Origin of the sequence: Bacillus sp. RC51 (assembly GCF_044908115.1) — a bacterium.
Taxonomy (GTDB): Bacteria; Bacillota; Bacilli; order Bacillales; family Bacillaceae_G; genus Bacillus_A; species Bacillus_A mycoides.
This window is the reverse complement of the sequence record NZ_JBIYCW010000015.1, coordinates 15,076-28,069: the sequence shown is the minus strand read 5'-3', so window position 1 is coordinate 28,069 and position 12,994 is coordinate 15,076. Positions and strand designations below refer to the sequence as shown.

10 protein-coding genes are annotated in these 12,994 nt (G+C 35.5%); 3 read left to right on the top strand and 7 right to left on the bottom strand.

Annotation, left to right across the window (positions count from 1 at the left end; genetic code table 11):
- Positions 1-23: 23 nt before the first annotated feature.
- The 4 genes from iolD to iolG all read right to left on the bottom strand — a co-directional run bounded on the left by iolD (position 24) and on the right by iolG (position 6,158).
- Positions 24-1,958, bottom strand: a complete 1,935-nt coding sequence (gene iolD / locus ABH959_RS23690) for a 3D-(3,5/4)-trihydroxycyclohexane-1,2-dione acylhydrolase (decyclizing) (RefSeq protein WP_201055179.1) — start codon at positions 1,956-1,958, stop codon at positions 24-26.
- A 145-nt stretch (positions 1,959-2,103) separates the two neighbouring features.
- A complete protein-coding gene (locus tag ABH959_RS23685) occupies positions 2,104-3,567 on the bottom strand; it encodes a CoA-acylating methylmalonate-semialdehyde dehydrogenase (RefSeq protein WP_404493249.1) in 1,464 nt (487 codons plus the stop codon).
- Positions 3,568-3,644: 77 nt separating this feature from the next.
- A complete protein-coding gene (gene iolC, locus ABH959_RS23680; RefSeq protein WP_404493248.1) occupies positions 3,645-4,643 on the bottom strand; it encodes a 5-dehydro-2-deoxygluconokinase in 999 nt (332 codons plus the stop codon).
- 489 nt (positions 4,644-5,132) lie between these two features.
- Positions 5,133-6,158, bottom strand: a complete 1,026-nt coding sequence (iolG, locus tag ABH959_RS23675; RefSeq protein WP_002016661.1) for an inositol 2-dehydrogenase — start codon at positions 6,156-6,158, stop codon at positions 5,133-5,135.
- A gap of 491 nt (positions 6,159-6,649) precedes the next feature.
- On the opposite strand from iolG, the gene ABH959_RS23670 reads away from it, so the two are divergent.
- A complete protein-coding gene (locus ABH959_RS23670) occupies positions 6,650-7,930 on the top strand; it encodes an MFS transporter (RefSeq protein ID WP_404446562.1) in 1,281 nt (426 codons plus the stop codon).
- An 88-nt stretch (positions 7,931-8,018) separates the two neighbouring features.
- Here the strand turns inward: ABH959_RS23670 and ABH959_RS23665 are convergent, their stop codons facing one another.
- Positions 8,019-9,020: a LacI family DNA-binding transcriptional regulator gene (locus ABH959_RS23665; protein WP_404493247.1), complete on the bottom strand. Its 1,002-nt coding sequence runs from the start codon at positions 9,018-9,020 to the stop codon at positions 8,019-8,021.
- A 1,150-nt stretch (positions 9,021-10,170) separates the two neighbouring features.
- Here ABH959_RS23665 and ABH959_RS23660 point away from each other — a divergent pair.
- Positions 10,171-10,467: a hypothetical protein gene (locus ABH959_RS23660; protein ID WP_002016668.1), complete on the top strand. Its 297-nt coding sequence runs from the start codon at positions 10,171-10,173 to the stop codon at positions 10,465-10,467.
- A 244-nt stretch (positions 10,468-10,711) separates the two neighbouring features.
- Here the strand turns inward: ABH959_RS23660 and ABH959_RS23655 are convergent, their stop codons facing one another.
- On the bottom strand, positions 10,712-10,882 hold the full coding sequence (locus ABH959_RS23655; RefSeq protein ID WP_002016670.1) for a hypothetical protein: 171 nt from the start codon (positions 10,880-10,882) through the stop codon (positions 10,712-10,714).
- A 467-nt stretch (positions 10,883-11,349) separates the two neighbouring features.
- Here ABH959_RS23655 and ABH959_RS23650 point away from each other — a divergent pair, with 467 nt between their 5' ends.
- Positions 11,350-12,024 carry a hypothetical protein gene (locus ABH959_RS23650; protein WP_404446555.1) on the top strand — a complete coding sequence of 225 codons (675 nt, stop codon included), beginning with the start codon at positions 11,350-11,352 and terminating at the stop codon, positions 12,022-12,024.
- Positions 12,025-12,276: 252 nt separating this feature from the next.
- Here ABH959_RS23650 and ABH959_RS23645 read toward each other — a convergent pair whose 3' ends face one another.
- Positions 12,277-12,990, bottom strand: coding sequence for an ABC-2 family transporter permease (locus tag ABH959_RS23645; RefSeq protein ID WP_033729679.1), 714 nt, complete (start codon positions 12,988-12,990; stop codon positions 12,277-12,279).
- Positions 12,991-12,994 lie beyond the last annotated feature (4 nt).

Here is a 12,994-nt window from a genome sequence, read left to right as displayed (position 1 = left end):
AAAAACTCTCTTTGTGTCCTAATCTAATAAGATTTTGCCTTTTGCAAGTTACTTACTTTACTCTCATACGCGGCTTGTACACTTTGACTATTAGATACTTCTGCAACACCTACATGCCACCATGAATCGTATCCATTTGTCATTGTTTTTGGTAATACTTTAATATCAATCAATGTAGAAACTGTTTGTTTTTTCGCATCTATAAGCGCTTCCTGTAATTGTTCTATCGATGTAACACGATACGTTTTTACGCCATATCCAGCCGCGCTAGCTGCAAAATCTATTTTCATAATAGCCCCGTTTAATTTACGAGTTTCCTGGTTTCGGTAGCGAAACTCTGTTCCAAAGCTCCCCATTCCGTTACCCATTTGTAAGTTATTAATGCAGCCAAATCCGGAGTTATCAAACAATAAAACGTTAATTTTTTTGTTTTCTTGAAGACTTGTAACGAGCTCAGAATGAAGCATCTGGTAGCTTCCATCCCCTACCATTGCATATACTTCCTTCAATGGTTCAGCTAGCTTTGCACCAAGTGCGCCTGCAACCTCATAGCCCATGCAAGAGTATCCATACTCCATGTGATATGTATTTGGTTTTCTTGATGCCCACATTCTTTGTAAATCACCTGGAAGACTTCCTGCCGCACCAACGATGATTGCATCTTCATCAAGTAATGTATTCATTTGTCCAATGACTGCAGTCTGTGTTAATTGTGTACCAAGTGCGTCTACATACTCATTTAAATTCTCATCGAAATGACCTTCAACTTCTGGTTTAAAATCTTGATTTGTAAAGCGAACATTATATAGACGTACCAATTCTATTTCCCAATCCTCTTTTGCATTAGCGATTTCTACTGTGTAACTAGATTGATACTCAATCGCTTGCAGTTCATCTATTAGGGCAAGAAGTGCTTCTTTTGCATCTGCTATCATCTTCAATGCATCGAGCTTGTTCGCATGGAATTCTGAAATGTTAATATTTAAAAACTCAACCTCTTCATTCTGAAACAATTGCTTAGATGCCGTTGTAAAATCAGTAAATCTCGTCCCGATTCCAATAACAAGATCCGCTTCCTTTGCAATTGTATTGGCTGCTAAATTTCCAGTTACTCCGATGCCGCCAAGATTATATGGATGGCTGCTTTCAATCGCACTTTTCCCAGCTTGCGTTTCCCCAAATGGAATGCGGAATGCTTCAGCAAACTGTTTCAGTTCCTCTGCTGCCTCTGCGTACCTTACACCACCACCGCAAATCATAACTGGCTTTTTCTTTCTCTTAATCAATTCCACCGCATCTGCTAAACTGGCTTTTGTAGGGAGACGACGTTCAATACGGTGAACACGCTTTTGGAAGAAGTAACTTGGAAAGTCCCACGCTTCGCCTTGGACATCTTGTGGTAAACAAATTGTTACAGCTCCTGTATCTGCCGGATTCGTTAAAACACGCATGGCTTGAATCATAGCTGTCATCAATTGTTCAGGACGGTTCACCCGGTCCCAATACTTACTTACCGCACGAAAAGCATCGTTCGTAGAAATAGATAAGTCATGCGTTTGTTCAATTTGTTGAAGAACAGGATCAGGTTGTCTCGTTGCAAATACATCACCTGGAAGTAGTAAAACAGGAATATTATTTGCAGAAGCTGTTGCAGCAGAGGTAATCATATTTGCTGATCCAGGACCAACAGAAGAAGTACATGCCATAATTTGTTTTCTATGTTTTTGTTTTGCAAAAGCCATCGCAGCATTTGCCATCCCTTGTTCATTTCTTCCTTGATATACTTCTAGTTCTCCTGCGTCCTCTTCTAAAGCTTGACCTAGGCCTACTACATTTCCATGACCAAAAATAGTAAAGATACCCTTAATAAGCTTTTGTTGTTCTCCATCAAACTCTACGTATTGCTGATTCAAAAATTTCACCAATGCTTGCGCCGTCGTCATTCTAACAGTTTGCATTTTGTTTGCTCCTTTCTATCTCTATCATTCATTCTGCATATGAAAAAGGAGTATTAGGAATTTGATAGACTCCTAATACTTCCTTCTTATGTTTTACTACTTTCGCTTACGAACAACTAGAGTGATTCTACTTCTCTCTTAATGATTACTTTTCCCAGCGAGATGTAAGCATTTTCTTTCTAGTATAAAACTCAACGCCGTCCGTACCATTCGCATGAAGATCACCATAGAAAGAGTCTTTCCAGCCAGAGAACGGGAAGAATGCCATTGGTGCTGGTACCCCAACATTGACACCTAACATACCTGATTCAATTGTTTCACGGAATTGACGTACACTTGCTCCGCTATCTGTATAAATACAAGCTCCATTTGCAAAGCGAGACTCATTCGCAATTTCAATTGCTTCATCTAATGCTTTCACACGAACAATGGATAAAACAGGAGCAAAAATCTCATCTTGCCAGATTTTCATTTCCTTTGTAACATGGTCAAAAATTGTTGGCCCAACGAAGTAACCAGCTCCTTTTACAGCTGCATCTTCGCGTCCATCACGAACTAATGTAGCGCCCTGTTCTACACCTGAATCGATGTAACCAATTGTGCGCTCTTTATGGTTATCACGAATAACTGGTCCTAGGAATACATCTTCATCAAGACCATTACCAATCACAATTTTATTTGCTTCTTCTACTAATCTTCCAACTAGTTGATCAGCAATTTCTTCTTCTACTGTTACAACAGAAGCGGCCATACAACGCTCACCAGCTGAACCAAATGCAGCACTAATAATTTGCTTTGTTGCTAGTTCAAGATTTGCATCATGTAATACAATAGAATGATTTTTCGCACCCGCTAGTGCTTGAACGCGTTTTAAGCTTTCTGTTCCTTTTTTGTATACATATTCTGCAACCGGCTGAGAACCTACAAATGAAATTGCCTTCACTAATTTATGTTCAAGAAGACCGTTTACTACATCATGTGCGCCATTTACGATATTTAATACACCTTTTGGTAAGCCTGCTTCTTCAGCTAATTCGGCTAATTTCGCTGCTAGAAGTGGTGTACGCTCTGAAGGTTTTAACACAAATGTATTACCACAAGCAATTGCAAGTGGGAACATCCAGCATGGAACCATCATAGGGAAGTTAAAAGGTGTAATCCCGCCTATAACACCAATTGGGTAACGATACATACCAGACTCAATACCTGTTGCAATATCAGGTAATTGTTTTCCCATCATTAATGTAGGAGCACCCGCTGCAAACTCCACGCACTCAATACCACGAAGAACTTCACCGTAAGCCTCGTTATAGCTTTTTCCGTTTTCAATCGTAATAAGTTTCGCTAACTCTTCCCAGTTATCTACTAGTAATTGTTGATATTTAAATAGAATACGAGCGCGTTTTGGCACAGCCGTTTTAGACCAAGATTTGAATGCTTCATTTGCTGCTAATACAGCATGTTCAACATCTTCTTTTGTTGAAAGTGGTACTTGAGCGATTACTTCTCCTGTTGCCGGATTATATACAGCTTCCATCTTAGTTGAAATGGATTCTACCCATTCGCCGCCAATGTAGTTTTTTACAATTTGTGCTGTTTGTACTGTCATATTCATTCTCTCCCTTTTATGTAATGTAGAAGCGTACATAAGATACGCCCTTACTTGATTACTCATTTATGATGTTTCTATACCATTTCCTCAGCCGTTTCCATGAATGCAGAAATCTCTGCCCTTGTTGGCATTGCATCTGAACAGCTATGTTTAGAAATAACGATTGAGGCAGAAGCGCCACCTAATCGCATCGCATGAGGAATCTCAAGCCCTTGCATTAATCCATAAATAAACGCGGATGCATACGAGTCGCCAGCGCCAAACGTCTTTAACACCTTTGTTTTAAAGATACCGCCTCGGTGAGATTGACCGTCTCTCGTATATGCGATTGAACCATCCCCGCCATGTTTAATTACAACGATTTTCGCATGATGAGAAAACCATCTTTCAGCCGTAACTTGGTCATTAGACTGTTCATAGTTTAATAGTTTTTCCATCATATCGAATTCTTCACGCGTTCCAATAATGACATCAGATTTTTCAGCCGCTAGATTGTAATACACAGCCGTTTCAGCTTCTGACTGCCATGTATAAGGGCGGTAATCCACATCAAAAAATACAACTACATCATGCTTACGTGCATATTCTAGCGCTAAAAATACTGCCTCGCGAGAAGGACTTTTCGCTAAAGCTGTTCCTGAAATTAAGAGTGCTTTTGATTGTTTAATATAGTCCTCAGATACCTCTGTTGGATCAAGATTTAAGTCTGCGACATTGTCGCGGTACATTAAAATACTGCAATCTTCAGGGCTTTTAATTTCTGTAAATGCTAAACCTGTCACTGCACCTGTACGATCTATACATATCTGATCTGTATTAGTATTGTTGTCCTTTAGGTACCCCGTAATAAAGCGGCCCATTTGGTCATCAGATACTTTACCGATAAATCCTGTTTGTAAGCCAAGACGTGCAGCACCAATTGCAATATTTGCAGGAGAACCTCCTACATATTTAGTAAACGTTCTTGTTTCTTCCATAGGACGTTGTGTTTCATTAGCATTTAAATCAACGCATAAACGTCCAACCGCAATAAGGTCTAATGGACAATCTTCTTTAAAAATAAGTGGATTCATCGTTACTACCTCCCATGCTTTATCGTTTTCCGACAAAAGACTCCTTCCTCAAAAATGTGAAGGTGTAAAACACCAATTTTAGGTGGGAGATGAATGTCGGTTGGCATAAGCCAACATGTTTGCTACCATATACTTGTACAGATTGCTCTTTGAAAACTGAAGATATGAGGTTGGTTGCAGAAAAACGTTGCAACCGTAAAATCTTCAACGTTCTTTCGCCCCACGTTTGCTGAAGTTGCGAAAACCAAGCTAAAGTAAGAAGCGTGGTGAGTCAACGTACAAGATGCTTATGTTTTCACCGTAGGGACTACGGGCGGCGCCTGCTAAGATAACTGTTGGATACATCGGTGTTCGCAGGAATCTCCCACTTCAAACAGTCCGTAAGGACGTTAAGTGGTGAGTAGTTCAAGAAAGAATGAATGATATGGTTCATATTTTTATAAACCTACTATTCATTACTCTTTATCTATCTAGAAGTAAGCGCTCTCTTTATTGATTTAATACAGGCTGTTTATGTTCAATTTGTACAGGTTTTCCTGTTAGTAAGGATTCCTTCGCAGCCTTCGCAATTCGCTCTGCTTGTAATCCATCATTACCACTGCAAATAACAGCTTGTCCTTCTATAATTGACTTTGTAAATTGTGTTACTTCCTCAATGTAAGCTTGCGTGTAGCGCTCTAAGAAGAAATAAAGCGGCTTATCTTTTACAATACCTTCTGTTTTTGACACTTGAACTGTTGTCGGGCAGCAATTATCCGCAGCAACCGCGCCTTTTTCACCAAACACTTCAACACGCTGGTCATATCCATAAACAGCTTGGCGGCTATTATCAATTACTCCTAAAGCTCCATTTGCAAATTTTAATGTGACAATTGCTGTATCAACATCATTTACTTCCTGAATGGATGGATCGATTAATGTTGTTCCATATGCAAATACTTCAACGACTTCGCTATTCATTACATAACGAGCCATATCAAAATCATGAATCATCATATCCATAAACAATCCGCCAGAAGAGCGAACATATTCTATACTTGGCGGTTGTGGATCCCGAGACGTAATTTTTAAAATATGCGGCTGCCCCACTTCGCCTTGTTGAATCAGATTATAAACTTTCCTGAAGTTAGGATCAAAACGACGATTAAAACCTACTTGAAGAGATACTCCCTGTTCTTTTACCACTTCTAATGCTTCTAAAGTTTCTTCTACTGAGAAACTAACAGGCTTTTCACAGAAGATATGTTTTTTGGCAAGAGCCGCTTCTTTAATAATTTGCGCATGTGTATTTGTTGGTGAACAAATAAAGACAGCATCAATTTCTGGATCTGCTAATAAATCCTGATAGTTTTTAGTTAGAGTGGTAATCCCTTTATCTTGAGCCCACTTTTCTAGATGACTAATTACTACATCTGAAACCGCTTTAATTTTTACTTGTGGCATAAGCTGCAAATTATCAACATGTAATTTCCCAATTCTTCCAGCACCAATAATCCCAATCTTTAAAACGTTCATATGATTTCTCCCTCTATATTAAAATTTAAGAAACGAAATGAAAGTCTATAGGGTTTAGCGCATCAAGTTAGTTAAGCGCTTTCCCTATTTTTCTTCATTATACACACTTGATTCTAAATTGAAAACATTTTTATTTTTTGGAATACTCCCCTTTTCATCTGAATTTTAAGTTCCCTCAATAAACGTATTACATAAAAATAAAAAATAATAATTAGAAATAAATAATCTAAAAAGCTATAAATATATTCTTTTAAAATACTGATATAACAAAGAAAACCGAGCCTTTTAAATAGTAAACTCCCATCTATAAGGTATTCCCTTCTTTTCATACTCACAATTATTTTAGTGTCCGATAAGTAAATAGATTGCACCCTATGAAAGAAAGTTGTAAATTGTCAAAAAATTTAATTGACGACCTCATAATGTAAGCGTATACTTTTTTTATCAAAAAGAATTAAGCGCTTAACCAAAAAAATATCGGTGGTGGGAGAATGAACGCAATTGGTTCAAACAAAACATTTATGGACAAGATTGGTATCCCTTCTAATTTAACTTGGGGATACATAGGGATTATTGTATTTATGATTGGGGATGGTTTAGAACAAGGATGGTTATCCCCTTATCTCGTTGAGAATGGCTTAACGCTAGAACACGCTGCTTTTCTGTTTACTATTTACGGAATTACTGTATCCGCTTCTTCCTGGTTTTCGGGGGTATTTGTACAAATGTGGGGACCAAGAAAAGTCATGACGTTTGGTTTAATATCATTCATTTTAGGTTCCATTGGATTCATAGGTATAGGCATTCAACATATGAATTATCCCGTTATATTACTTTGCTATGCCCTACGAGGTTTCGGTTATCCTTTATTTGCTTATTCTTTTCTAGTTTGGGTATCTTACAGTACTCCACAGCAAATGCTTTCAAGAGCAGTTGGCTGGTTCTGGTTCGTATTCCAGCTTGGGCTTAGTGTTATAGGAGCCTTTTATTCTAGCTATATGGTTCCTAAGATTGGGGAAATCGCTACTTTATGGAGCGCCTTAATTTTTGTTGTCGTTGGGGGATTATTCTCAATTGTTGTAAATAAGGACAGATTTAAGGCACAAACCGTAAGCGCTAACAAATCTAGTGAATTACTAAAAGGCATTACCATCGCATTTGAAAACCCTAAAGTTGGTATAGGCGGTATTGTAAAAATAATAAACTCGGCCGCTCAGTTTGGATTTGTTGTTTTCCTGCCTACTTATATGATGAAATATAATTTTACAATGACGGAATGGCTTCAAATTTGGGGCACTCTATTCTTTGTAAATATGGTGTTTAATATTATTTTTGGTATTGTTGGAGACAAGTTGGGCTGGGTAAATACGATTAAATGGTTCGGGGGAGTCGGTTGCGGAATTGTAACTCTTGCACTCTATTATGTACCACAAATGGTAGGACATAATTTTTGGGCTATATTATTTGTTGCCTGTTGCTACGGAGCAACACTTGCCGGTTATGTACCTCTTACAGCTTTAGTACCATCTTTAGCTCCTGAAAATAAAGGAGCCGCCATGTCTGTATTAAATTTAGGTTCAGGATTATCAGCTTTTGTTGGTCCATTAGTAGTAACTGCCTTCATCGGTCCATTAGGTGTAGGCGGCGTGATGTGGATCTTTGCTGGTTTGTACTTCTTTGGTGCATTTCTAACTCATTTCCTTACTATTCCAAAGGAGAATGAGATGAAGCAGGATTTAAATACGAAAAACGGCGAGCAATTCTCAGTATAAACTCTAAATAAAAAGAAGGTCATCATAACTGTACATGGTTACGATGACCTTCTTTTCGTTACATTCAAGTAGGCTATTAAAAAAGTTTTCATGTAATATCCTTTACTGAGGATCGCTCTACTAACTGAGGAATAATTGTAATCTTTTGCTTAGCATGCGCCTTCATTTCCATCGTTTTTAAGAGTTGTTCAAATGTACAGGCTGCCATTTGTGTGATTGGCTGTTCAATCGTCGTTAACCCTGGATCAGCAATCTCAGCATAGATTGTATTATCAAATCCGATAATTGATAAATCTTCCGGAATCGAAAGTCCATGTTTTCTTGCTTCATTCATAAGGCATATAGCAATTAAATCTGTACAAGCAAAAACCGCTGTAGGCCTGCTAGGCAAACTAAGTAATTCTTTACTTGCACGTTTGCTATCTTCTACTGTCGAATAGCAGCTAATAATAGCATCATCATCTAACGAAATCCCTGAATCCGTAAGAGCCTGCTTGAAACCATTCAGTCTCCCTATGCTACTTTTTCTATCCTTCTCCATCATAATCGTTAAAGACTTATGGCCTTTCTGCGTTAAATACTGTCCAGCTAGATAGCCTCCCCTCATATCATCAGTTGTCACAACATGAGTTGTGATGGAAGGATGATCTACGGTAAATAATACAAGTGGCAAATCTCGGTTCACGATTTTTTTAACTAGTTTATAATCATTTAGCTCCGTCGCAATAATAATGCCATCTACTTGCTTTTTAAATAATAAATCAATATATTCGTGCTCACGTTTTGTTTGATGATCTGTACTACATAAAATGAGTGTATATCCTGATTCTCGTGCACTATTTTCAAAAGCTCTTGCTACTTCTGCAAAAAATGGGTTTGAAATGTCTGGGACAAGTACCCCAATCGTATATGTTTTTTTACCTGTTAACGCTGCTGCTACACTACTTGGCTGGTAATCCAATTCATCCATTACTTTATTTACTTTGTTTATTGTTATTTCACTAATACGCCCCGTTTGATTAATTACTTTGGATACAGTCGCTATTGATACACCTGCTTTTTCAGCAACATCATAAATTGTTGGTTTCACTTTAATTGTCCCTTCTTAATCATCTTTTTCTATATTTTATCATAAAAATATTTTGCTTCTTGGTAGACAAAAGGAATTCTCTTAAAATTTGTAAGTATTTCTATCTTTTATCGTTGTGCTTCATATTTATGAACTAATCAACCTTAATGAAACACCAGTAGAAAAAAATTTGACCAATATACTTATTAGACATTTAATCTCCACATGCAAGGCTCATTACAACCAGAGAATGCAGGAACTCACGTTCTTTCTCTCCTTTACACCACCTCACGGTAATTTCTAATTATCTTTAATGCTATGAACAGGAATAATGAAAAAGGTAATAATAATTTACCGCTTATTCCTGCTGAAGAAGTTGGAGAAATTGGAGAGTCCCATGTTACTGATGGAGGAACACTATTTAAAGGATAAAATGTACTAATACAATATTAATAATTATCTATCTATATCTACTTTCGAATAATACACCGAAAATTTGCTAATAATATAAAATACCAAGTCTCCAATTCCCCTGGAGCTGAGCAGTTAGTTCATTCTAACTGCTCTTTTTATGTTTTATCGTCACCCTTCCATAGTACCTCCATATGTTGTATAGAGATATCTCCTTCTAAATTGTCATTGATGCCTCTTTCAATTCCTAATACACACCTTAAAAAGAGCACTTTTAAAAAGTGCTCTTTTTACTTTGCATGTCACTCATCCTACGATGAATTGAGATTTTAACTTACGAATAATTTATGTAATTATTTCCAATACTAATAATAGATTGGTAACAGCCAATCTGTATCCATAATGAATCTCTAATTTTCTTGAATTCTCCCTGAAGCAAGGCGGCTATTTATTCTAGCCACCTTGCTTGTATGGATTATAAATATTTACACATACTATTAACGGAATGCTTGAATCATTGTCATTGAAAATGTTCAGCACTTCCGCTCCTTAAGAGAACAGTCTACGCAACTGTTCTCTTTCCTATTTCCTTTTTTCACACATATAATATGACAAGCATTATTAACTCAGCTACAATCAATAGCATTGCAACATCCTCAATGTTTCCTCAACAATTTCTCAATATTTTTCATGGACAACAGCACACTTTCTCAGCAGTTTTAATATCTTAATATTAGATACTGAAAGGAGGTGTTGAAAAATGACTTGGTTCATTATTTTAGGATTTATGCTTATTTTAATAATAAGCGGTTTTCATGCACATAGTATTCATATTATTTTCAAAATAGGTACAGATACAAAAGCTGTGCCAAGTTGGTCTTTCGTTAATAAAATAAACTTCCAAACATTAAAAGAATTAATAATAGGACTAAATAAGGATAAACTTAAAATCCTTACAATAGGAGAACTTGTTATTCCTTTAAGTTTCTTTAATAGATTATTTAGCAAAACATTAATTTTTCTATTCCTATTCTTTTACTCTCAATACTTAAACTAACGTTATATGAGATGAGTTAAAGAATAACACTCACTGAGCGTAGCAAGCCAACAATTGATTGCCTATAATCAACTGAACCTGAAGAATTAAACAAAAAATTAAGCGGCTGTTTGAATGTGAGTCCAGTATTATACTGGACTCATTCCTTTTAAGTATACTTTGATTATTTTGCGATTGTAATGACCTCTATAATTATCTAGTACTATCTTAATATGTTATATATTTTCGAACTTTGTAAGATAAATTACTCTTGCTTTGTCTTGGTCTGTAATTCCATCTCTTTTTGAAGGAAGGCCTTTAACTTTTTTAAGTAATCGATTTCCATACATAAACATTCATTTTCATCTTTTAATGCCTCTATGGCCTCTTCAATAGCTGCATTATCTAACTTTGATCTTGTATTTGTAATTCCCATAGCTGGATCCCCTTTCTTCTTTTATATAGGAAATCCCTGTCTTATAAATCATATATTTCCTTTCGTCTACTAACTATTTCAATGAATTCCTTAAGAAAAACGATTCATTTATTTCCTTTGTTTTTAATCTATTTCTAAATATTTCAGATCTACCCATTGAAAAAAACTATATTCATTCCATATTTCTCTCTCCTAAATGAATCGTAGTACATACTATCCCCAACAGACCTATAGGTTTTTATATTTTTTAACAAAATCTTCTTACATTTAAATAGACATACTATTTTATTCTGTCAACTCCATCTATATTGATAAATATGAAAAATCAAATTCATTTGACATTTCAATGACTTATAACAGGAAAATATATACATTAAATGAAACCTGATATATCTTTAATTTGTAAGTTGTAGTTAGTTGGCCAACTTTCCATACAATTTAATAATTTAAAATATGGGGGATCTAACATGAGTCAAGTATTAAGGGAAAGTAAGAAAAAAATGATGTATCTAGTTGGTTCACTTCTAATTTCTCTATTAATGTTTTCAACTACTAGCTTTGCAGCTACAGAAGGTGCTGTAAAAAGTGTTACAAATAGTAACTATACCGGGATTGCAGCTGATATAAATCTACCAAAATCAGTTGTTGTTAAGGATGGATATGTGAATTGGTATTTAGGTATTGGAGCATCTAAAGTTGAGGGTGGTATTTCAAAAACATCAAGTGGATATAAAGTATTTCTTAATTCAGGATATAATGAATCAGGTCAAAACAGTAAGTATTGGAACACACAGTATGATACATCAATTAAAGATGGTGATCGAGTAAACCTTAAACTAGTTAATAACGGAAACGGTACGGTTACTATGTATGTAAATGGAAGTCCTAAATATGTAAATCAACCTGTATATGGTACGTTTTCTCAATATGAACCAGTAAAAATGGTTCAGGGCGTTGAAGATACTGGAAGTAATTCTTTTAGCCAAGCTAGCTTTTCAAACGTACTTCTAAGAGCAGATACATCTGGATCTACCTACAAAAGTTGGAACAGCTCAATTTCTTCCTCATTTTCTCAACACGGTACTTATGGTAGTAATTTCAAAGTTTATTCTCAAGTACCATTAAGCGCAAGTTTACGTTAAGGTTTTTATTTGCATAATAATGTTTGTATGAAAAAAAGTAGCTGTGCTTTTGTGCAGCTACTTTTTTTAAATAGAGTAAATTAGTAATAGATATTCGAGTGACCATAAGTGACATCTATCATACTTTAGCTTCTTCAAATTCAATAATATTTGATCCGCATGTCTTATTAATTGGCTTAACGTATCGAGACCCATGTTGTAGTAACTACAACATGTTTTAATATTATTAATGCTACTCTCCCCATTTTAACTTTAATTCCATCTCATTGATTTTTTATTATATAAAGTAGAAAACATAAATATACAACTTAGTAATGATAATAGATATACAATGAGAATAATATATAATTGTTTTGTTCCAATGCTATCAAAATAAAGACTCATAATTGGATATGACCAAGGGAATAGTATCCAATAGTTTGTATGAGAGATAAAAAAGCTACCAAGTCCACCTATAACCCCTACTAATAATGAAAGTAACGGGATTTTATAAAATATTATATTTATTAAAAAATGTAGATTCACAATAATTAAAGAGCTAATTACCAGAAAAAGTATAGAAAAACTTAAACTTTGATAAACAGTCCCTAGATTATCAACCGTTAATACTATAGGTATACTAGTTATGATTAAAGCACATATTAAATAACAAAAAGTAATTATTAAGCAAAAGAAAAACTTATTACTTAATATGGTTTTTAAAGTGATCCCATGATAAATAGCAGACATATATCCTTTTCTTCTGAATTCATTTACAAAAGAAAATGACACTAATAGACCTATCGCAATAGGTAAAAATAACCTACAAAAAAGGCTCAGAATCGCTATATGCATGGCAACGCCATCTTTTAATTGAGCCGATACAGTTAGAAAAACTTGAAAACTAATTGGTATCAACAGAAATACTAGTAACAGGATATACAATCCATTATGAAGACTTTTTTTATATTCACCTAAAATACCCACTTGT